Raw genomic sequence first — 20,254 nt, forward strand, 5'->3', positions numbered from 1 at the left:
GGGTGCCCCCCGTCGGCCAACTTCTTCAAACTGGTCGGGCCCCCGGCGTCCCCGGGCGCCCGACTTGTGCCCCCAGTAGGGCTCGAACCTACGACCTGCGGATTAAAAGTCCGTAGCTCTACCAACTGAGCTATAGGGGCGCGGAGGAACAGTGTAGTGCGGTCGGGGCCGGAAGCCCCAATCGGGGGAGTTCGTGTCGGGAGGCGGGATGGATGGGGAAGTCGGCGTGGCACGCCCGGGTGCGTCGCGCGGCGCGCGAGGATGGGTAACGCGCCGTGTGGAGGGGGCGATGCAGGCGGTAAACATTTGGTACCCAGCTTTGTTCATCTTACCCGGATCTGGATATCATCCAATCATGTTGGCTGACAATCTCTTTGGATTTGCAGGGGGTGAACGTCCCGGGGCGGGGAAGACTCGTGGCATGAGTTGGCGGGCGAAGTGTGGGCGGCGGTCGGGCGCCCGGGTTGCCGGTCGGCTCGAGTGAACCTCCCTGGGCCGCTGGCTAATTCGCGCACCCATCGGACGACGCGTTTAGGTTGCCGAATATTTGCCGTAACAGAAATCGGAATCGGATGGCGCGCTTACTCCTCGGTTTGCCGCGTGTCGGAACGGGATTCCGGGTACCGTGACGCCTTGGTGAATTCCGAAAGAATCGCCGACTCGGTCGGCGCCGCGGAATTCGGATTGTCGTTGCTGTGTCCGAAGGCGCCGCGGCCGGTCCGGCCGGCCACGGTTCGACGGAACTCGATGCCGCAGGAGGAGGCACGTTCGAGACGAAGAAATGCCCGGATGCGCACCCCCTGCGGCGCACCCGGGCAGGCAAACTATACCAGCTGGTGTGTTTCAGGTTTTTCGCGAGTTTTCGTACCGAGAGTTTGAAATCGGGCGAAAACCGGGTTTGAAGTATCGATAAAAACTCATGAATTCGCGCCGAGGGTCCGTTCCTTCGGGGGTGGCTGATTGGCGGCGAGTAGGCTTCGGAGGCGTTTCGAGCATGGCACGGCAGCAAGAGCGGGCGCGCCGGACACGGGCGGCGATTATCAGGTCCGCCGCCGTTGAGTTCGGGAAGAGCGGCTATGCCGCTGCATCGCTCAACCGCATATTGGAAGGGTCGCGTGCCACCAAGGGCGCCATGTACTTCCATTTCGATTCGAAAGAAGATCTGGCGCGCGCGGTGCTGGAGACGGCGGTGGAACGCTACCGCGCCTCCGCCGAGCGCTGGCTGGCCCGAACGGACCTGAGTCCGTTGGACATCCTGCACGGGGTGGTCGACGAGATCGCGCTGCGGCTCGAGCACGACATCATCGTGCAGGCCGAGTACCGCTTGATCATCGAACCGGATTTCTACCGTGACGTGCAGGCGGGCGGCGGTCGCATCCTCGGTCGCACGACCAGGGTGCTCACCGTCCGCGCGATCGACCACGGGCAGCTGCGAGCGGACGCCGATCCCGATCGGTTCACCCGCACGCTCGCGGCCGCGCTGGCCGGCCAGCGGTACATGGTGGACCTGCTCGGCGGACAGGTCGATCTGCGGGCGCGGTTCGAGGAGGCGCTGGAGGTCGTGGTCGAGGCGATGGCCACCCCGGAATGGCTGGAGAAGTTCCGCAGCGACGGCTGGCGCGCGCAAGCCCGCTTGGAGGAACTCGGTTTGAGCCTCTGACCAGCCGGTTTGGGATTCCGGTCCGGTCTGTCATAAGCTATCCCAGCTCCCAACGGACAGCCGTTGAAAGCCGGTCCGGAGAAATCCGGGACGAGCCCCCTTCGTCTAGCGGCCTAGGACGCCGCCCTTTCAAGGCGGTAGCGCGGGTTCGAATCCCGTAGGGGGTACGGTCTTCGGATCGTTGGTAGCAGAGCATGGCCCTGTGGCGCAGTTGGTTAGCGCGCCGCCCTGTCACGGCGGAGGTCGCGGGTTCGAGTCCCGTCAGGGTCGCAAAGAAGCGCCGGAGATTTCCGGCGTTTCGCGTATGGCATTCACTTCGGGTGCCTGCGGCCAGGTAGCTCAGTTGGTACGAGCGTCCGCCTGAAAAGCGGAAGGTCGCCGGTTCGATCCCGGCCCTGGCCACTCCACTCGTAGGCGGCCCATGCTCACGGAGAGCGTGGGCCGTTCTCGTTTCGTCATGTTCTGTGGGGGTGCAACCCCCACGCCCCGCGTGGCGGGCTTCGCCCCCGGACCCCCGGACTTGTGGTTGCGTCTGGTGGGTGTCGTCCGGGTGGTTCCCGGGATCGCGCCCTGGGCCGCTACGTTCACCGAGTTTCCTTGGTGGTCCATGTCGATCGGTGTCCCTTGGATGGCCTGTGCCGACGGGCCTACCTTGGTTGATTTCTGTCGATAGGTCTCCCTGGTCGACTTTTCTCGAGGGATCTCCCTTGGTTGGTGCATGTCGACCGTTCCTCGGTGGAGTCAGTTCCAACGCTCCTCGGTTGATCGAGGTCGACCGGCGGGCGGCCCCTGATTGATCCCTGCCGAGGGTGTCCATGGGCGACGCTGTCGACCGGGTCTCGCCGACCGAGTGAGGGTTGATGCGCGATTGCCTGGGCGTGGCTGTCGGTCCGATGTGGTGAATCCCACAGCGGTGCAGAGAGGTTCACAACAGGAGCCGCGGTCGATCTGCGTGTCGCGGGTAGGCTGGCGCGGACATGTCGACCCTTCTCCTTGCGCTCGCGGGGTTCGCCTTCCTGGACTCGCTCGATCTGCTGCTGATCGGCGTCACCGCGGCCGTGGTCTACGACAGCAGGCTGGGCCGTCGCTCGCCGCTGGTGGGCGGTCTGAGCTTGCTGGCGGGCGTCTTCGCCGTCACCACCGCCTTCGGCGTCTGCACCGTACTGGGTATCGGCTTTCTGACCGATCTGATCGACTTCCGGATAACTCCGGCGGTGCGGTATTGGGGTGAGCTCGCCGCCGGCGTGGTGTTGCTCGTTCTCGCCGGCATTCGGATGACCGGAACCGCGCCCCCGCAACCGGCGACTACCTTGCGACGTCGGCCGTGGATGCTCGCCGGGATCGGCGTGGTGATCGGAATCGCACAGGCGCCGACCGCGGTCCCTTATCTCGCTGGGCTCGCGATGATCTCCGCGCGAAATCCGCTACCTACGTTGTGGCCGCTGATCATCGTCGCTTATTGCGCGTTCGCATTGCTGCCGCCGTTGGTGATACTCGGCCTCGCGATGCGGCGCACGACCGGAGCGCGGCGGATGTATCGGAACGTAGTTCGCGTTATCACCGCTTACGGGCCGAGTTCGGTGCGGATACTCTTCGCGATCTTCGGTGTGGTTCTCCTGTGGGACGCGTTCGTCCATTACCAGAGCCTTTGGTAGATCTCGGCGGTGAATGGCGTCGCCAGAAGCGCGATGGGTCCACGGAAATGCGGTTGAGGTGTGGTGTTCGGTGGGATGCTGAGGGCATGGCTGAGCGCTGGTATTACTGCTTGAAGCACAATCGGGCCGAGCAAGGGCGGCAGTGCTGGTTCCGCGACCGGATGGGGCCGTATCCGGACAAGGCGACGGCGGAACGAGCGCTCGAGATCGCGCATGCGCGCAACGAGCGAGAAGACGCCCGCGATCGGGCCTGGCGCGACGGAGACTGAGGCGGCACGGGAGCAGCCTTCCCCCGGACGGTGAAGTTGATCTTGAGCCGCAGGTCGCGGGCTCGGACGCCGTCGCGCGGGGCGCGGCCGCTCAGCTCGCGATCAGGAGTATCGAGTACGGTTCTCCAGAACTCGACGATTGCTCGGAGGTCCTGGCGTGGGCTGCGAGCGGAAACCAGGATCAGCAGGGAGGGCGACCCTTGAGGGTTACCGTTGTTGTGCCGACCTACAACGAGCGGGAGAACTTGCCGGTTGCGGTGGAGCGGCTGACCGCGCTGCCGGTGCCCGACTTGCACGTACTCGTGGTCGACGACAGCTCGCCGGACGGCACCGGCGAGGTGGCCGACAAGCTCGCCGCCGAACTGCCGAACGTGGTGGGTGTGCTGCACCGGACCGAGAAGGACGGTCTCGGCCGGGCGTACGTCGCGGGTATCACCCGGGCGCTGGATGAGGGCGCCGACGTGGTGATCCAGATGGACGCCGACCTGTCGCACCCGGCCGAAGTCATCCCGGCCATGCTGGAGAAGCTGTCGACTACCGAGGCGGGCGTGGTGCTCGGTTCCCGCTACGTCCCGGGCGGCTCGACGGCCGCCGAATGGAAGTGGTACCGCAAGGCGCTGTCGGCCTGGGCAAACTTCTACGTGAACCTGATCCTGCGTTTGGGCGTCAAGGACGCCACCGCGGGCTTCAAGGCATGGAAGGCCGACACGCTGCGCGCCATCGAGGTGGCCTCGATCCGCAGCAACGGCTACTCCTTCCAGGTCGAGATGAACTACCGCACCATCAAGAAGGGGTTCGTGATCGCCGAGGTTCCGATCCGGTTCGAGGAGCGGACGCTCGGCGCGTCCAAAATGAGCCTCAAGGTGCAGCTCGAGTCGGCGCTGATGCCGTGGAAGCTGCTGTTCGGCCGCGCGGTCTGAGCCACGCCAACAGGTCCGCTTCCGCGGGGAAGCGGGACCCGCTGTTGTATCCGGTCAGCGGCCGAGCCGGTTGCGCATCGCCTCGAGGCCGACGACGAGCGCCGGAGCCAGCACCACGTGCATGGCCGACAGGGCGAGGGTGCTGACGAGGTCGAAATCCGCCGCGAGGGTCAGGCCGATGGTCGCCACCGCCAGCGCCGCGCCGACCACCTGAGCCACCCGCAGCACGCCCACCCACAGGTAGGACAGCAACGCGGCCGCGATCATGCCGATCATCAGTGGCACGGCGGAGGAGACGACTACCACGCTCGCCGTGACCTCGGAAGTCTCACCGGCATCGGTCGTCTCGAACGAGCCGCCGGCTGCCAAGCCGAGCATCCATACGATCAGGTTGACCGCCACCGTGACGGCGACGCTACCGAGGATCGCGACCGGCCGGTTGACGGCGGGAATGCGGAGGGCGGGTGCTGTGGTGGTCGACATGATGGTCTCCTCGTCTGAAGTATTCACTCCGGTGGAGACCATGATGAAACCTCAATAATTATTGAGGTCAATACCGCTGTCGGGCGCGGGCGCAAACCGGCCGATCAGCGGGGCCAATCCAAGAGCGTGTCGATGAACAACTGGCGCACCTGCGCCACGTTGTGGTCCATATCGCCGGGATCCCACGCGCTGACGTCGATCGGGTCCAGGATCGCCACGTCCACCGTTCCGGGGCGGGCGACCATCGCGTTGCGCCAGCAGACCTCGCCCGCGTTCCGGATGACGACCGGGATCACCGGCACTCCGGCCTGCATCGCGATGTGAAACGCGCCTTTCTTGAACGGGCCGACCTCGGGGGTGTAGGAGCGAGTTCCCTCCGGGGACACCGCGACCGACAAGCCGCCGCGTAAAGTCTCCACCACCGGTCGCAACGCCGCCTTGGCCAGCTCGGTATTCCTGCGATCGATGAACGTCGCGCCGACGAAGCGCATGAGCGGCCCGAAGACGGGATTCTTGGTCAGCTCTTTCTTGCCGATGGCGGTCACGCCGCCGCCCAGTACGGCGGGCACGATGATGATGTCGAACTGACTCTGATGGTTGAACAAGAAGACCGCCGGGCGAGGCGATCGCGCGTTTCGCGCGCCGGTGACCCGTAGATGCACTCCCGCGATGCGCAGCGTATTGCGCGCCGCGTGCGCCATCAGCGCGTCGGCCATCAGCTGCCGGTCCTTCGTCGGCGCTTTCGACGCGACTCCGTACAGCGCTCCGCCGAGCAGTCCGGCGAAGCCCGCGGTGGTGCGTGCGTAGTCGCTCGCGCGCGGCGGGCGGCGCGGCCGGAACGTCACCCTGGCCCAGTGCTCCCGGTCGGCCATCTCGGCCAGCGCGTCGTCGGGATTCACCGTCACCGGATGACCTACCAGCGACAGCGTGGGCTGGTCGGCGATCGCGCCCGCGTAGGCGTAGCTGTCTTCGAGATCCACCTCGTGCGCGGCGGCGAACTCGGCGACCGCGTCGGCCTTGCCGTTGCGCCACAGCGTCTTCCCATCGGGATAGCCGGTGAGCACGCCGTCGCGGGTCGCCATGGGCGTGTACAGAACGTGTTCGATGCCCAGCTGCGCCGCGGCGGGCGTCACCTGGAAGCCGGTCAGCGAACTGACCAGCACGACGGTGTGCCCGGCCGCTTGGTGGGTCCTGATCAGCTGCCACGCTTCGGGATACAGGTGCCCGTAGAGAGTGCGCTTGAACAGGCGCCTGCCCAGGTCGTCCAGTTCCTGCTCGAAGCGTCCGGCCAGCGTCTCGGAGAGCTCGCGCAAGAACTGGCTGTATTCGCCGTCGGTCATGTGGTTTCGGATGCCGCCGAGCAGCACGTCGGCGGGTTTGCGGCGGCGCAGCCCGTGCCGGGGGCCGGGGCCGTCGACGACCGTGCCGCCGAAATCGAAGAACGCGGCGACCGCGCGGCCCTGCGGCCCGGAGCGGATGGCGGTGATCGCGGCGTCGAGGTCAGCGCGCGCGTCGGTCATCGAGCCTCCTCCAGGGCCGCGCTATTTCCGCGTCGATCGTTCACCGCGCCTCCAGGTTGGACGGGTCCAGGGCGGCGGCCTGCGCGATGCGGGCGCCGATGGCGCGCAGGCGCTCGGCGAACTCGATTCTGCGCCGTGCCAATTCCGTGCGAAGCCGGGTCGATTCCGCGCCGGGGGTGGCGGGTTCGTCGTCGGGCACGGTTTCCAGCAGGCCGTAGTTGTCGGCCAGCTTCAGCGCGCTGGTGAACAACTCGGTGGAGACCGATTCCGGGCTGTGTAACCGTTGCTGCAGCATCATCTGCTTGCCGACGGCCACGCACTCGGTGATCAACTCCTTGCGGTCGATCTGCTCGCCCACATCCCGGCCGGCCAGCCGTTCGGCCACCACCAACTGCGCGTCGACGAACGAGCGCAGCACGCGGTGGGCCATCGTGAAGCCGGAAGCGGTGAGCTTCGCCAGGATGTCCGAGCCGAGGGTGTCGCGGCGGGAGTGGCTGTACCATTCCGGATCCACCAGCAGCATCTCCGCGACCATCTGGTCGGCGAACTCACCGCGCTCGGGGAAGAAGAACTCGAACTTCAGCAGGTCGCGCAGCCGGAACGCCTCGTCCCAACCGCTCTGTAGGGCGTCGGTGTCGCCGGCGTCGACCGCGGCGAGGATGGACAGCTCGAGGATGGCTCGGTTGACGAACCAGTGCACAGCGCTGTTGCGGTAGAAAGCGGCCTCCAGATGCGCGCCGGACTCGATGGAGTACACCGGCTCGATCCCGCCGCGATATACCGTGACCACCTTCGTCAGCGAAAGCTGTTCCAGCACCACGGCCAGGCCCTGCTCGTCGCGTAGCGCGTCGAGTTCACCGCGCGGCAGCTCGCGCTTGTCGATGTAGCCGAGCACCGGGGCGAGCACCGTGCGCACCTCACCGAGGGTGAGTGCGCGTCCGTCCACACCCAGCAGCGCCAGGGTGACCAACGCGTTGACCGTGATCGGAGTAACCGCGTTGATCCCGACCGCGACTTCGAACGCCAGCCGCTGCACGGCCTTCCGCTCCAATTCGGCGACTTCCGGCGGGTCGCTGTCGACGACTCCGGCTTCGGTGCGTGGCGGCGGGATCGGCTCCATGTGATGCAGCGGGATGGTCAGCGGGGGGGAGGTCATCGGATCGCCGTGCGCGGCGAGCCGGTCGCGCGCCGACAGCGGCTCGCCGAAGCGGACGTACACGTGCCCGGCGGAATGCTGCTGACTCCGGATGTAGCGCGCCAGCCAGGTCAGCCCCTCGGGCTTCTTCTTGCCGCCGACCTGCTCGGTGGCGATGGCTCCGAGCTCGTTGAGCCGCTCGTAGGTGATGGAGACCGGAACCAGCATGACGTCATCGATACGGTTCGAACGCACCGCCGCGGCGAGGTAGTTCAGCAAGCCGTAGCGTGGCGGGCGCAGCTTTCCGGTGCGGGTGCGGCCGCCTTCGAAGTACCACTCCAGGTTGAAGCGCTTGGCCAGCAGATAGGCGAAGTACTCTTCGACGACGGCCTTGTAGACCTCGTCGTCGCCGAAACTGCGCCGGATGAACACCGTTCCGGTGCGTCGGGCGATCGGGCCCATCGGCCAGAAGCCGAGGTTCGCGCCGCCGATCACGTGGTTCGGCGGGAAGTCGTTGCGGGCCAGCACGTCTCCCAGTACGAACGCGTCGACGTAGGAGCGGTGCGAGGGCAGGAACACCAGCGGATAGCGGCGGTTGAGGTCGCGCAACCCGGTCAGGCCGGACTCGTCGGGGTCCACCTTCCAGGTCGAGGCGTGCACCGGCCGCATGGCTTGGGTGAACAGGTCGGAGACCAGCCTGCTCTGGGCGGCGACCAGTTCGTTGAGCGCCTTCTCCGCGCGGCGGTACACCTCGTGCGGGCTCGCCCCGATCTGATCGGCGATCAGCTCCAGCCTGCGCGAGAAGTCGGGGGAGTCGAGGATTTCCTCCGCGACCAGCCTGGGCACCTTGTACCGGTCACCGATGACGGTGCGTTCGGCGCGTTCGAGCGCCACCACCGCCGCGCGCACGACGGCGCGGGCGAACGGCTCGGCGTTGCCCTTCTCGAACAGCGCCGAAGCCTCCGGGTGGTTCACGCGCAGTTCGCTGAGCCGGGCGGGCGCGCCGGTCAGCACGACGTACCGGTCCGGTGACTTCGACAGCAGCCTGCGCTGCGCCAGCCGGTTGGGCTTGCGCGGGTTGGTGAGCAGGACGAGATCGGCGAAGGTGACCCGGCGGACGCCGTCGCGCTCCGGCGGCAGCCACAGCACGCGGATCGGCACCACGAGCGGATCGTCGCGCCTGCCGACCAGCCGGGTGGCGACGGCGCCCGGGTCCAGGTCCAATTGGGTGACCGGCGCGTCGGTGCCGAACTCCGCGCCGATCCCGCCATCGGCAAGCCACTTGCCGACGAGTTCGCGCTCCACCCCCGAGGCGGCGTCGATCAGGGCCACCACCGATTGCGGTGCGGTCCCGGGCCGGGCTGTCGCGGGTGAATCGCCGCGGTGATCGATCATCGATGTTCTTTCCCTCCGCAGGTGACGCTCTCCACTATTCAATCCCGGCGGGTCTACTCCGCGCAGGCAGTCGGCACGGTGAGTTCGGACCAGGCGGCAGGGATGTCGTGCGTGCGCGGCCGGTCGAGCGTTCCCGCGGCGAAGCGCGATCGGTCGCGGGGGACGGGTCCGCGATGGCGCGCGGGCCGCGTAGCAGCACAGATTGCGTTGCGCGTCGTTCGATTACGCGCCGACCGTCCGCTCGAATTGATCGCTCCTGGTTCGCGGTGTGTTCGCGAGCACACCCGCGCGACGAAGCAGGTAATGCTAACCTTACCTCCATAAGTTAGGCCAGGGTAACCTTTGGAGGATCGTTGTCGACCACGGAACGCCTGCGGGTTGAGTATGTGACCGATCCGGCGGCAGCGATGTCCCGGCTGGCGGGGGCGGATCGGTTCGGCGAGTACGTGATGTACGAGCGTCCGGAGGAATGGGTGTTCGCCGCCGATCCGATCGGCAGTGTCGAACTGGATGTGCGGGAACTGCGCGTCACCTGGGAAGGCCGGACGACGACCAGTGCCTGGCAAGGCAATCCGGCGGGGGTGCTCGACCGTGCGCTCGCCGCGCTGCCCCTCGAGGGCCGAAACGCATACGGATGGATCGGATTCGAGTTCTGCGCGTGGACCCTCGACGCCACCGAGCACTTGGACTCGCGCACCACGGTGGCGCATCTGATGATCCCCCGTATCGAGGTCCGGGTCGGTGAATTCGGCGTCCGGATATCGGGCGCGACGCCGGCGGAGACCGGAGACATCCACGACCTGATCGCGCAGTCGCAGGACACCGAACCGCCGCGGGCGCATCCGGCCGATATCCGCATCGATCCCACCGGGTACCGGGACCGGGTTGCCGAGGCGGTCGGCGAGATCCAGGCCGGGCGGTACCAAAAGGTCATCCTGTCCAGGAAGGTCGATCTGCCGTTCGCGGTCGACGTTCCGGCCACCTATCGGCTCGGGCGCGCCCACAACACGCCGGCGCGGTCGTTCCTGCTGCGGCTCGGCGATTTGGAGGCGGCCGGCTTCAGCCCCGAACTGGTCGTCTCCGTGGACGAGCAGCGGGTGGTGACCACCGAGCCGCTGGCGGGTACCCGCGCCTTCGGTCGCGGCGCCACCGCCGACCTCGCCGCCAGAGCCGACCTGGTCACCGATCCGAAAGAGATCGTCGAGCACGCGATTTCGGTCCAGACCTCGTTCGCGGAGATCGCGGCCGTCGCCGATCCCGGCACACCCGCGGTCTCGGACTTCATGGCCGTGCGCGAGCGCGGCAGTGTGCAGCATCTGGCCTCCACGGTGCGCGGCAGGCTGGCCGCGGGCCGGTCCAGCTGGGACGCGTTGGAGGTGCTGTTCCCGTCGGTGACCGCTTCGGGAATCCCGAAGCGTGCGGGAGTCGACTCGGTGTTCCGGCTCGATCACGACCCTCGCGGGTTGTATTCCGGTGCGGTGGTGACCGTTTCACCGACCGGCGCGCTGGAGGCGACCCTCGTGTTGCGCGCGGTGTATCAGAACACCGAAGGTGCGTGGCTGCGCGCGGGCGCGGGCATCGTCGGGCAGTCGCGGCCCGAGCGCGAGTTCGAGGAGACCTGCGAAAAACTGGGCAGCATCGCGCCCTACGTGGTGAAGGCATAGCCTTCGGCGCCACTACTGCTCGGCGCGCAATGCTTTCTTGTCGATCTTGCCGACCGCGGTGACCGGCAGCTTGTCACTGCGGCGCAGGACGTCCGGCAACTTGTAGGTGGCAAGGCCGCGGTCGGCGAGGAAGGTCTTGATCTGTGCCAGCGTCGGCATCTCGCCGTCGACGACCAGTACGGCGCAGACCTTTTCGCCCAATGCCGGGTCGGGCAGCCCGACGGCGGCGGCATGCCGGACGGCGGGATGGGCGAGCAGATGTTCCTCGAGCTCGTCACAGGAGATGTTCTCGCCGCCGCGGTTGATCACGTCCTTGATCCGGCCGGACACCACGAGATGCCCGCTGGGCAGGCGGCGGACCAGGTCGCCGCTGCGGTAGAAACCGTCGGGGGTGAACGCGCGGGCGTTGTGCTCGGGTGCGCGGTAGTAGCCGCGAATCGTGTACGGCCCCCTGGTCAGCAGTTCGCCCTCCGCGCCGGGCGGCACATCGTTGCCGTCACCGTCCACCACGCGGACCTCGTCGGCGGGTGAGAGCGGACGGCCTTGGGTGGTGTGCAGCAGTTCGGCCGGATCGTCGAGCCGGGTGTAGTTGAGCAGGCCCTCGGCCATGCCGAACACCTGTTGCAGGGTCGCGCCCAGCGCCGGGGTCACTTCCTTCGCGTTGACCTCGGCCAGTCGCGCGCCGCCCACTTGCAGCAGACGCAACGAGCTCAGGTCGGCCGTCTCCCATTCGGTGGCGGCGCACCAGAGCTGGGCCAGCGGCGGCACCACCGCGGTGACCGTGACACGGTGCCGCTCGATCGCGGCGAACGCGCTCTCGGGGCTGGGGTCGCCGACGAAGGCGACCGCCGCCCCGACTCCGATGGTGCCGAGGATCCCGGGGCAGGCCAGTGGGAAGTTGTGTGCGGCGGGCAGCGTCGCGAGATATACGTCCTGTTCGGTCAGTTCGCACACCTCGGCGCTGGCGGTGGCGTTGTAGACGTAGTCGTCGTGAGTGCGCGCGATCAGCTTCGGCAGGCCGGTGGTGCCGCCGGAGACCAGCATGAGGGCGATGTCGCCCGGATCGCTCTCGGGTAGCTCGCCGCCGTCGCACGGGATCGAGGTCAGGGCGGTGAACGGGCCGGGGTCCCCGAGCACCAGGACGTGGCGCAGCGAGGGCACCGCCGCCCGCACGGTCGTGGCCAGTTCGCGGTAGTCGAAGTCGCCCACCCGGTCGGCGACGATGTACCCGACCGCGTCGGAAAGCCGGGCGAGGTGCTCGATTTCGGCCCGTCGATGCGCGGGCAGACTCAGCACGGGGATGATCCCGGCGCGCAGCAGGCCGAACAGCACGGTCAGGAACTCGGGCACATTCGGGAGCTGGACCACCACGCGATCGCCGGGAGCGATGCCGAGCGAGAGCAAGCCGTGGGCCATCCGGTCCGCGGCGGCGTCGATGTCGGCGTAGCTGCGCGCGCCCTCCGCATCGAGCAGCGCGGGACGCTGTGGATACCGGCGTGCGGTGGCGCGCAGCATGTCCCCGAGCGGGCGTCCCGCCCAGTACCCCGCGGCTCGATACTCCGCGGCTGTGTGCGCCGGAAAGGGGACGTAGCCGTCGCGGTGCGCGGACTCGGTCGGTGTGGTAGTCACGGTCTGCCTCACAAGAATCAAGCCAAGATGTGCCTTATATAGGTTAGGCAACCCTACTTCACGCCGTCTCGCGCGTGTCCGGATCTGCCGCTCGCGGCTACCGCGCACTAGACTTTTCGCTATGACCAGGTGGGATACCTCGAACATTCCCGACCAGAGCGGCAAGAAGTTCATCGTGACCGGCGCCAACAGTGGCTTGGGGGCCGAGACGGTGCGCGCGCTGGCCGCGGCGGGGGGCGAGGTGGTGCTCGCTTGCCGGAACGTGGCCAAGGGGGAGCGCGTGGCCGCCGATCTCGGAGACCGGGCTGTCGTGCGCGAACTGGATCTGGCCGATCTCGCGTCGGTCCGGGCGTTCGCCGAGAGTGTCGACGGGGCCGACGTGCTGATCAACAACGCGGGCGTGATGGCTCTGCCCGAGGGCCGCACCGCCGACGGATTCGAAAAGCAGATCGGCACAAATCATCTCGGTCACTTCGCGCTCACCGGCCTGCTGCTGGACAAGATTTCCGAACGGTTCGTCACCGTCTCCAGCGCCGCGCACCAGATGGGCCGGATCGATCTCGACGATCTCAACTGGGAGCGGCGCAAGTACCAGCGGTGGGCTGCCTACGGGCAGGCCAAGCTGGCCAACCTGATGTTCGCGCGCGAGCTGCAGCGCAGGTTGACCGCTGCGGGCTCCTCGAAGCTCTCGGTCGCCGCGCACCCCGGCTACGCGGCCACCGAATTGCAGTCGCACACCGAGTCGATCCAGGATCGGCTGATGTGGCTCGGCAACCGGCTGTTCGCGCAGGGCGCTGCGATGGGCGCGCTGCCGACGCTGTACGCCGCGACCACCGACGTCCGGCCCGGCGGTTACTACGGGCCGACCGGGCTCGGCGGCACGCGCGGTTTCCCCGGGCCGTCCGGCTCGTCGAAGGCGTCCAAGGACGAGAAGGTCGCCGCCGAACTCTGGGAGCTGTCGGAGAAGCTGACCGGCGTCACCTACGACTTCACGAAATAGCCGCCGCTTCAGGCGCTGTGATCCACATCGCACCCGCCGTTGTCACACTCCGGCGCACCGCGTCGTCCTCTTGACGAACCCAAAGCAACGACAAGGGACGGACATCATGGAACAGCGCTTCGAACTCTTCACCAACCCGGTCGGCGGCAGCTTCGTCAAGCGGCTCACCATGGCCTCCAAGGTGATCAACGACTCGACCCTGCCCGCCGCCACCTATGAGTTGGTCAAGATTCGCGCCAGCCAGATCAACGGTTGCGGCTACTGCACCGACATGCACACCAAGGACGCCGCGCACGCGGGAGAGACTTCCGCGCGGCTCAACCTGATCGCCGCCTGGCACGAGGCCACCGTGTTCACCGAGGCCGAGCGCGCCGCACTCGCGCTCACCGAGGAGGCCACCCGGATCGGCGACGGACGCGCGGTCAGCGACGCGGTATGGGCGGACGTGCGCAAGCACTACGACGACGACCAGATCGCCGCCCTCATCGCCGCCATCGCGATGATCAACGCTTGGAACCGGATGAACGTCATCGCCCGGACTCCGGCCGGAGATTACGTGCCCGGCCAGTGGGGCTGAGATGTGGCATGCGGCACTGCTCGTTCACCGATCGGTTGCGGGCTGGTACTGTGCCTGACGTGCAGCGCGTGTATTTCTGGTTTAGCAAGCCGGCCCTGGGTGGGCTGGTCTGCGGCAACCACGTGCGCTGACGAACTTCCACCCCGAGCCGGACGTTGGACCGGCTCGGCGGAATTCTCGTCCGTGGGTCGGTCCCGAGAAAAGGAACCCACGACATGACAACCGCAGCCGACGTCGACGCGCGGCATTCCGATCTGGATGATCAACGCACCCTGAACATCAGTCCGCTACGTTCGCCGGCGGAGGTGCGTCGCGTGCACCCGATCACCGATGCCCTCGCCGACACCGTCCGTGCGGGCCGCAAAGCCACCGTCGACGTGCTGAACGGGTCTGACGATCGCCTGATGGTGATCGTCGGCCCGTGCTCGGTGCACGACCCCGCCGCCGCGCTGGACTACGCGCGCCGTCTCGCGGCGAAGGCCGCCGAGCTCGACGACCGGCTGCATGTGGTGATGCGGGTCTACTTCGAGAAGCCGCGCACCAGCCTGGGCTGGAAGGGCCTGATCAACGATCCGCATCTGGACGGCTCGTTCGACGTCAACACCGGTTTGGGATTCGGCCGCAAGCTGCTGGTGGACATCACCGCCCTCGGTCTTCCGGTGGCCTGTGAGTTCCTCGACCCGATCACTCCGCAGTACATCGCAGACCTGGTGTCCTACGGCGCGATCGGCGCGCGCACCGCGGCCAGCCAGGTGCACCGCCAGCTCAGTAGCGCGCTGTCGATGCCTGTCGGGATCAAGAACGGCACCGACGGCGACGTCCAGGTGGCGGTGGACGGTGTGCGCGCCGCGGCGGCCAGTCATGTGTTCCCCGGCACGGATCTCGACGGCCGCTCCGCGCTCATCCGCACCACGGGCAACCCCGACTGCCATGTGATCCTGCGCGGCGGCAGCAACGGCACGAACTACGACGCGGCCTCGGTCGCCGAGACGTGCCTGCGGCTGGAGAAGGCTTTGCTGCCTCGGCGCGTCGTCGTGGACGCCAGCCACGGCAACAGCAACAAGGACCACAACAAGCAGGTCGACGTGGTCGCCGAGATCGCCAGGCGATCGGCGGCGGGTGAGTCCGGCGTCGTCGGCGTCATGCTGGAGAGCTTCTTGGTGGCGGGTCGCCAGGACCTCACCCTGGGCCACGCCGACGAGCTCACCTACGGGCAGTCCATCACGGACGCTTGCCTGGACTGGGAAACCACTGCCGCCCAGCTGGACCGCTTGGCCGACGCGGTGGGGCAGCGGCGCGAGCGCTGAATCCGTCCGGTGGGCCAGGCGCACCTTTCCGAGGACCCGCCCTCCGCGGGCGGTGCACGGTCGGGCTCGTGTCCGGGCAGACGAAGCGGAATTCCTCGTCTGCCCGGACACCAGCCACCACTGCTCGAGAACGTTCGGCGCGAAGACGCCGGTGAGCCATGCCAACCGAATCGAAGCGGTCTCTCCGCACTGTCGGCGGGGCGGTCGGCTCGCGCGGACCAGCAACAGGATGTCCGGCAGCGCGCGGGTTGGATCAAGTGCAGATCAGGCCGGACAGATCGCCGGACGAGATGGTCCGGACGCTGAAGCCTGCTCCGGTCAAGTGTTCGGTGAGCCGGGCGAGCGGCGGTCGCGGGCCGGTCGGATTCGCGGTGTCGGGTGCGCCGTAGCCGTAGAACAGGCACAGTGTGCCGCCGGGCGCCAGCAGCCGCCGGATCAGGGTCAGCTCCGCGGTGGGACGTTTGGTCCAGAACAGGTTGACGTTCACCGCCAGGACGCTGTCGAAATCACCTGCGCCGAGCCCGGTCTCGCGCAGTAGCAAGCCCTCGTCCAAATCCGTGAGATCGGCGTGCACCAGCCGGACACGGCCCGACTCCAGTTGCGCGGCATACCGGACACGGGCGCGACGGATCGCCGTGGCGGAGCGCTCCACCCCGACGATCGTCCCGTCGACCGCCTGCTCGGCGAGGTAGGCGAAAGAATCGCTGGAACCGGGACCGTCTCCAGAACGCGGTCGGCCTGCCGCACGGCCATGGTCCGTACGATCCAGGCGAATCGCGAATCGGCTGTCATCCGCGCCGCCTACGACGTGGCGTCCGAGCTGACGGACGCCTGGGTGATCGGCGTCCGGTCACCGATGATCTCGGCGGGCCAGTCGTTCGCCGGGCCGGGTGGGTCGGTGCGCAGCCGGGCGGCGAGCCAATGGTCGCGGCGCCGTCCGCGCTGGATGCTGCCCAGCCTGGACATGCCCTCGTACCGGAATCCGGCGCGCCGCGCGACCGCGGCCGACGCGTAGTTGCCCACGAACGCGCGCCAGGCGATCCGCTCCAGGGCCAGGCCGTCGGCGCGGAAACCGAACTCGCACACCAGCTCGATCGCCTGGGTCATCAGGCCGCGCGACCGCTGCGCCGGAGCGAGCCAGAAACCGATCTCGGCCGCGCTCTCGTCGAGTTCGCCGAGACCGATCATGCCGACGACCGGTCCGTCGGCGCTCAGCCGCACCGCCCACGTCGGGCTGCGCGCCGCCCAACCCGGGACGACCATCTCCTGGACGAAGGTCACGGCGCTGTCGCGGACGTACGGCACGGGGATGGTCACCCACTCCGCGATGGCCGGATCCTGGCAGCACTCGGTGATGGTGTCGATATCGTCCGTCGTCGGGGCCGACAGCCAGATCGTTCCGTTCGACAGCACATGGTGATCCATCGGGTCATGCTGCCACGGAAGGGTCCGGCGAATCATCCGGTTTCCCCGGCCGCCGATGCCGCAGGGGGCGGTTCGGGAAGCGAACCGTAGACTTCCCCTCGATGGTTGCCGCGCTGCTTTCCGACCTGTTCGAGTCTCATCGGGCGCATCTGCTCTCGGTCGCCTATCGGCTGACGGGCAGCGTCGGCGATGCCGAGGACGCGGTCCAGGAGAGCTGGTTGCGTTTGGCCGGTGCGCACCAGTCCGAGATCGATGACCTGCGGGCTTGGCTGACGACCGTGGTGAGCCGCATCTGTCTGGACCGGCTGCGTAGTGCGGCGGCGCGGCGGGAAAGGTACGTGGGCCAGTGGCTGCCGGAACCCGTGGTCACCGCGCGCACGCCGTCGAGCGCGCCCGACCCGCTGGAAGCCGTGGTGCGCAAGCAGGAGTTCCGGTTCGCGGCGCTGGTCGTGCTGGACACCCTGACGCCGCCGCAGCGCGTGGCCTTCGTGCTGCACGACGGGTTGTCGGTGCCGTTCGACGAGATCGCCGACATCCTCGGGATCTCGGCCGACGCCGCGCGGCAGCTGGCGGTGCGTGCCCGCAAGGCGGTGACGCAGACGCCGCGGCCGGTGCCCGATGCCGAGCACGAGGTGGCCGTGCAGCGTTTTCTGACCGCGCTGAGCTCCGGTGACGTGACCGCCGTCGCCGCGGCGCTGCATCCGGACGCGGTCATGATCGGCGATGCCAACGGCACCACCGCCACCGCGATCAACGTTCTGCACGGTGCGGATCGCATCGCCCGCTTCTACCTGGGCCTGGTGCGCAAGTACGGGCTGGAGAAGGCGCCGGTCTACGAATTCGTGTCGGTCAACGGACAGTTGGGTCTACAGGTCGCGGCGCGTCCGGCAGCGGAGGGCAGGGCCGGTTATCCCGCGCGGGTCGTCGGCTTCACCGTGCGTGACGGTCTGGTCTGGGGTACCTACGATCTGGCGAACCCGGCCAAGCTGGGCGGCGTCCGGCTGGACTGAGGCCGGATACATAGCTGTCCGCTATCGCGAGGCTGCCGATTTCCCCGGCTGGGCTAGTCTCCGGTTATGCTCCCGCGACACCAGACCGTTGCCCGCCTGCGCCCCTTCGCCTCCACGATCTTCGCCGAGATGACCGAACTCGCGGTCCGGTACGACGCGGTCAACCTGGGGCAGGGGTTTCCCGACACCGACGGTCCCGTGAGCATGCTCGAAGTGGCGCGCCGCGCGATCGCCGACGGTCTCAACCAGTACCCGCCGGGGCGCGGGATGCCGGTGCTGCGGCAGGCGGTCGCCGCCGACCGGGCCCGGCGCTACGGGACCGACTACGACCCGGAATCGCAGGTGCTGGTGACGGTGGGCGCGACCGAGGCGATCAGCGCCGCGGTGCTCGGTCTGGTGGAGCCCGGCCAGGAGGTCGTGCTGATCGAGCCGTACTACGACTCGTATGCCGCGGCCGTGGCTCTGGCCGGCGCCCGGCGGCGCACGGCCCGGCTGGTGGCCGAGGGGGATCGGTTCGTCCTCGACCTGGACAGCCTGCGCGCCGCGATCACCCCGCAGACCCGGATGCTCATCGTCAACTCGCCGCACAATCCGACCGGCACGGTGCTGGACCGCTCGGATCTGCGGGCGATCGCCGAAATCGCCTGTGAACACGACATCCTGGTGCTCACCGACGAGGTCTACGAGCACTTGGTGTACGACGGCGCGGAACATGTCAGCCTGGCCACCTTTCCCGGCATGGCGGAGCGGACGATCGTGGTGTCCAGCGCCGCGAAGACTTTCAGCGTCACCGGATGGAAGACGGGGTGGGCGTGCGGGCCCGCCGGCCTGATCGACGGCGTGCTGGCGGCCAAGCAGTTCCTGACGTTCGTCGCGGGTGGACCATTCCAGCCTGCGGTCGCGCACGCGATCAACCACGAGCTGGGCTGGGTAGCGCAGTTGCGGGACGCGTTGTCGGACAAACGCCTTCGTCTCTCGGCGGCGCTGGCCGACACCGGGCTGCGGGTGTATCCGAGTGCGGGTGGCTACTTCGTGGTCGCCGATATCACCCCGCTCGGCGCCGCCGACGGTCTGGGGTTCTGCCGTGAACTGCCGAAGCGTCTCGGTGTGGCCGCGGTGCCGGTCAGCGTGTTCGCCGACGACACCGCCGCGTGGAACCATCTGGTGCGGTTCACGTTCTGCAAGCGTGACGAGACCCTGGACGAGGGAGTTCGCCGACTGCGCCGGGACTGATCACGGAAACCTTGCCGTGGATTGTCAGGTTTCGCTGGCAAGGTGCTCGGCATGGCAACCCAGTACTACACGGCAACCAGCTTCGACGGATATCTGGCCGACTCGGAGAACTCGCTGACCTGGCTGTTCGAGGTGGACGGCGCGGACGAGGCACAGACGAGCATCGCGGGCTTCCTCGCGCAGGTCGGCGCCATGTGCATGGGCGCGACCACCTACGAATGGATAAGGACCAACGAACCACCGGAGACTTGGCGCGAGAACTACGGCGACCTCCCGTGCTGGGTGTTCACCCATCGGGTTCTTCCGGCGATACCCGGTGCGAACCTCCGGTTCGTCTCCGGAACGGTCGAGTCGGTACACCGGGAGATGGCCGAGGCGGCCGGTGAGCGCAACATCTGGATCATCGGTGGCGGTGACCTGGCCGGGCAGTTCGCCGACGCGGGACTGCTCGACGACGTCATGGTCAGCGTGGCTCCGGTGACACTGGGCGCGGGTGCGCCGTTGCTGCCGCGGCGCATCCTGTCCGACCGGTTGCGACTCGTCGGCGTCGAGCAGGCCGGTCAATTCGCCGAACTGCACTATCGCCTGACCGAACCATCCGAACCGTCCGAACCGCGCTGAGCCGAGCGCTTGCCGCACCGCCCTCGCATCGGCTCAGGCCGGTGCGGGGCGGGCGCGGTCGGTGGCGAGCAGGGCGGCGATCGCGCCGAGCATCGTGCCGGTGACGTATCGCTGGGTGCGCAGCCAGAGCGGGCGGTCGGTGAGGAACGTCGCCAGACCGCCCGCGCCGAGGACGATCAGACCGTTCACGGTGAGCGCCACCGCGATCTGCACCACACCCAAGCACAGGCTCTGCAACCACACTGTGCCGTACTCCGGCGTGACGAACTGCGGGATCAGCGCCATGTACATGATCGCGATCTTCGGATTCAGCAGATTGGTGACCAGCCCCATCGTGAACAGCCGTCGCGCGGGGTCCGCGGACAGCGCCGAAGGCGTGAACACCGAGACGCCCCCTGGCCGCACCGCTTGCCAGGCCAGCCACCCCAGATAGGCGGCCCCCGCCAGCTTCACCGCCAGATACAGCCCCGGGACCACCGCGAACACCGCGGTGATCCCCGCTGTCGCCGCCGCCAGATACACCCCGAACCCGGCCGCCACCCCCGCCAACGACACCAACCCGGCTCGCCGCCCCTGCGACACCGTCCGCGACACCAGATACATCATGTTCGGCCCCGGCGTGAGCACCATCCCCAACGCCGCCACCGCAACTCCCGCCGCCGCCGCCATCTCGATCATGCCCCCGATCCTCACCCGCCCCACCGGCCCCTGTCGCGGTCCAGTCGACGGTTGCTGGTCGTCGTCGTACCGG

At 68.0% G+C, this 20,254-nt stretch carries 19 protein-coding genes and 4 tRNA genes; 15 read left to right on the forward strand and 8 right to left on the reverse strand.

Features of this window, described 5'->3' with window-relative positions; genetic code table 11:
- Positions 1-67: 67 nt before the first annotated feature.
- A tRNA-Lys gene (locus M8859_RS17095) sits at positions 68-140 on the reverse strand.
- A 555-nt stretch (positions 141-695) separates the two neighbouring features.
- On the opposite strand from M8859_RS17095, the gene M8859_RS17100 reads away from it, so the two are divergent.
- The 8 genes from M8859_RS17100 (at position 696) to M8859_RS17135 (ending at position 4,504) form a co-directional block, all read left to right on the forward strand.
- Positions 696-902 (forward strand): hypothetical protein, encoded by a 207-nt coding sequence (locus M8859_RS17100; RefSeq protein WP_159925136.1) that lies wholly within the window; start codon positions 696-698, stop codon positions 900-902.
- A 92-nt stretch (positions 903-994) separates the two neighbouring features.
- The gene (locus M8859_RS17105; protein ID WP_195070310.1) at positions 995-1,660 is read left to right on the forward strand and encodes a TetR family transcriptional regulator; all 666 of its coding nucleotides are present in this window, start codon (positions 995-997) and stop codon (positions 1,658-1,660) included.
- 94 nt (positions 1,661-1,754) lie between these two features.
- A tRNA-Glu gene (locus M8859_RS17110) sits at positions 1,755-1,827 on the forward strand.
- 29 nt (positions 1,828-1,856) lie between these two features.
- A tRNA-Asp gene (locus M8859_RS17115) sits at positions 1,857-1,930 on the forward strand.
- A gap of 58 nt (positions 1,931-1,988) precedes the next feature.
- A tRNA-Phe gene (locus M8859_RS17120) sits at positions 1,989-2,062 on the forward strand.
- Positions 2,063-2,637: 575 nt separating this feature from the next.
- Positions 2,638-3,315, forward strand: coding sequence for a GAP family protein (locus M8859_RS17125; RefSeq protein WP_195139923.1), 678 nt, complete (start codon positions 2,638-2,640; stop codon positions 3,313-3,315).
- Positions 3,316-3,401: 86 nt separating this feature from the next.
- Positions 3,402-3,584, forward strand: a complete 183-nt coding sequence (locus tag M8859_RS17130; RefSeq protein WP_159925130.1) for a hypothetical protein — start codon at positions 3,402-3,404, stop codon at positions 3,582-3,584.
- Between the two features lie 200 nt (positions 3,585-3,784).
- Positions 3,785-4,504, forward strand: a complete 720-nt coding sequence (locus tag M8859_RS17135) for a polyprenol monophosphomannose synthase (RefSeq protein ID WP_255466173.1) — start codon at positions 3,785-3,787, stop codon at positions 4,502-4,504.
- 54 nt (positions 4,505-4,558) lie between these two features.
- Here the strand turns inward: M8859_RS17135 and M8859_RS17140 are convergent, their stop codons facing one another.
- The 3 genes from M8859_RS17140 to M8859_RS17150 all read right to left on the reverse strand — a co-directional run bounded on the left by M8859_RS17140 (position 4,559) and on the right by M8859_RS17150 (position 9,037).
- On the reverse strand, positions 4,559-4,987 hold the full coding sequence (locus M8859_RS17140) for a DUF6069 family protein (protein WP_159925128.1): 429 nt from the start codon (positions 4,985-4,987) through the stop codon (positions 4,559-4,561).
- 104 nt (positions 4,988-5,091) lie between these two features.
- Complete coding sequence (locus M8859_RS17145; RefSeq protein ID WP_159925126.1) at positions 5,092-6,507, reverse strand: HAD-IB family hydrolase; 1,416 nt, start codon at positions 6,505-6,507, stop codon at positions 5,092-5,094.
- 40 nt (positions 6,508-6,547) lie between these two features.
- Positions 6,548-9,037, reverse strand: a complete 2,490-nt coding sequence (locus M8859_RS17150; protein WP_249644525.1) for a glycerol-3-phosphate 1-O-acyltransferase — start codon at positions 9,035-9,037, stop codon at positions 6,548-6,550.
- A 353-nt stretch (positions 9,038-9,390) separates the two neighbouring features.
- Here M8859_RS17150 and nbtS point away from each other — a divergent pair, with 353 nt between their 5' ends.
- Entirely contained in the window at positions 9,391-10,701 is a 1,311-nt protein-coding gene (nbtS, locus tag M8859_RS17155; RefSeq protein WP_249644526.1) for a nocobactin biosynthesis salicylate synthase NbtS, read from the forward strand.
- Between the two features lie 12 nt (positions 10,702-10,713).
- Here nbtS and M8859_RS17160 read toward each other — a convergent pair whose 3' ends face one another.
- On the reverse strand, positions 10,714-12,330 hold the full coding sequence (locus tag M8859_RS17160; RefSeq protein WP_308221205.1) for a (2,3-dihydroxybenzoyl)adenylate synthase: 1,617 nt from the start codon (positions 12,328-12,330) through the stop codon (positions 10,714-10,716).
- 121 nt (positions 12,331-12,451) lie between these two features.
- Between M8859_RS17160 and M8859_RS17165 the strand changes: the two genes are divergently transcribed.
- The 3 genes from M8859_RS17165 to M8859_RS17175 all read left to right on the forward strand — a co-directional run bounded on the left by M8859_RS17165 (position 12,452) and on the right by M8859_RS17175 (position 15,214).
- The gene (locus M8859_RS17165; RefSeq protein WP_159925118.1) at positions 12,452-13,330 is read left to right on the forward strand and encodes an oxidoreductase; all 879 of its coding nucleotides are present in this window, start codon (positions 12,452-12,454) and stop codon (positions 13,328-13,330) included.
- 106 nt (positions 13,331-13,436) lie between these two features.
- Positions 13,437-13,907, forward strand: coding sequence for a carboxymuconolactone decarboxylase family protein (locus M8859_RS17170; RefSeq protein WP_159925116.1), 471 nt, complete (start codon positions 13,437-13,439; stop codon positions 13,905-13,907).
- Positions 13,908-14,122: 215 nt separating this feature from the next.
- Complete coding sequence (locus tag M8859_RS17175) at positions 14,123-15,214, forward strand: 3-deoxy-7-phosphoheptulonate synthase (protein WP_159925114.1); 1,092 nt, start codon at positions 14,123-14,125, stop codon at positions 15,212-15,214.
- Positions 15,215-15,467: 253 nt separating this feature from the next.
- Here M8859_RS17175 and M8859_RS17180 read toward each other — a convergent pair whose 3' ends face one another.
- Together M8859_RS17180 and M8859_RS17185 are read right to left on the reverse strand one after the other, a co-directional pair.
- Positions 15,468-15,989, reverse strand: a complete 522-nt coding sequence (locus M8859_RS17180) for a class I SAM-dependent methyltransferase (protein WP_308221208.1) — start codon at positions 15,987-15,989, stop codon at positions 15,468-15,470.
- A 26-nt stretch (positions 15,990-16,015) separates the two neighbouring features.
- Entirely contained in the window at positions 16,016-16,639 is a 624-nt protein-coding gene (locus M8859_RS17185) for a GNAT family N-acetyltransferase (RefSeq protein ID WP_249644527.1), read from the reverse strand.
- A 101-nt stretch (positions 16,640-16,740) separates the two neighbouring features.
- Here M8859_RS17185 and M8859_RS17190 point away from each other — a divergent pair, with 101 nt between their 5' ends.
- The 3 genes from M8859_RS17190 to M8859_RS17200 all read left to right on the forward strand — a co-directional run bounded on the left by M8859_RS17190 (position 16,741) and on the right by M8859_RS17200 (position 19,503).
- Positions 16,741-17,649, forward strand: coding sequence for a sigma-70 family RNA polymerase sigma factor (locus M8859_RS17190; RefSeq protein ID WP_249644528.1), 909 nt, complete (start codon positions 16,741-16,743; stop codon positions 17,647-17,649).
- Between the two features lie 66 nt (positions 17,650-17,715).
- A complete protein-coding gene (locus M8859_RS17195; RefSeq protein WP_249644529.1) occupies positions 17,716-18,882 on the forward strand; it encodes a pyridoxal phosphate-dependent aminotransferase in 1,167 nt (388 codons plus the stop codon).
- A gap of 51 nt (positions 18,883-18,933) precedes the next feature.
- Complete coding sequence (locus M8859_RS17200) at positions 18,934-19,503, forward strand: dihydrofolate reductase family protein (protein ID WP_249644530.1); 570 nt, start codon at positions 18,934-18,936, stop codon at positions 19,501-19,503.
- 33 nt (positions 19,504-19,536) lie between these two features.
- Here M8859_RS17200 and M8859_RS17205 read toward each other — a convergent pair whose 3' ends face one another.
- A complete protein-coding gene (locus M8859_RS17205; RefSeq protein ID WP_249644531.1) occupies positions 19,537-20,181 on the reverse strand; it encodes a LysE family translocator in 645 nt (214 codons plus the stop codon).
- Positions 20,182-20,254: the final 73 nt, after the last annotated feature.

The organism is Nocardia sputi, assembly GCF_023501985.1.

Coding starts and splice junctions, on each gene's coding strand:
- M8859_RS17170 (WP_159925116.1), top strand. CDS start 13,437: ATGGAACAGCGCTTCGAACTCTTCACCAACCCGGTCGGCGGCAGCTTC.
- M8859_RS17190 (WP_249644528.1), top strand. CDS start 16,741: ATGGTTGCCGCGCTGCTTTCCGACCTGTTCGAGTCTCATCGGGCGCAT.
- M8859_RS17200 (WP_249644530.1), top strand. CDS start 18,934: ATGGCAACCCAGTACTACACGGCAACCAGCTTCGACGGATATCTGGCC.
- M8859_RS17140 (WP_159925128.1), bottom strand. CDS start 4,987: ATGTCGACCACCACAGCACCCGCCCTCCGCATTCCCGCCGTCAACCGG.
- M8859_RS17150 (WP_249644525.1), bottom strand. CDS start 9,037: ATGATCGATCACCGCGGCGATTCACCCGCGACAGCCCGGCCCGGGACC.
- M8859_RS17185 (WP_249644527.1), bottom strand. CDS start 16,639: ATGGATCACCATGTGCTGTCGAACGGAACGATCTGGCTGTCGGCCCCG.
- M8859_RS17205 (WP_249644531.1), bottom strand. CDS start 20,181: ATGATCGAGATGGCGGCGGCGGCGGGAGTTGCGGTGGCGGCGTTGGGG.
- M8859_RS17145 (WP_159925126.1), bottom strand. CDS start 6,507: ATGACCGACGCGCGCGCTGACCTCGACGCCGCGATCACCGCCATCCGC.
- M8859_RS17175 (WP_159925114.1), top strand. CDS start 14,123: ATGACAACCGCAGCCGACGTCGACGCGCGGCATTCCGATCTGGATGAT.
- M8859_RS17105 (WP_195070310.1), top strand. CDS start 995: ATGGCACGGCAGCAAGAGCGGGCGCGCCGGACACGGGCGGCGATTATC.
- M8859_RS17130 (WP_159925130.1), top strand. CDS start 3,402: ATGGCTGAGCGCTGGTATTACTGCTTGAAGCACAATCGGGCCGAGCAA.
- M8859_RS17125 (WP_195139923.1), top strand. CDS start 2,638: ATGTCGACCCTTCTCCTTGCGCTCGCGGGGTTCGCCTTCCTGGACTCG.
- M8859_RS17195 (WP_249644529.1), top strand. CDS start 17,716: ATGCTCCCGCGACACCAGACCGTTGCCCGCCTGCGCCCCTTCGCCTCC.
- M8859_RS17165 (WP_159925118.1), top strand. CDS start 12,452: ATGACCAGGTGGGATACCTCGAACATTCCCGACCAGAGCGGCAAGAAG.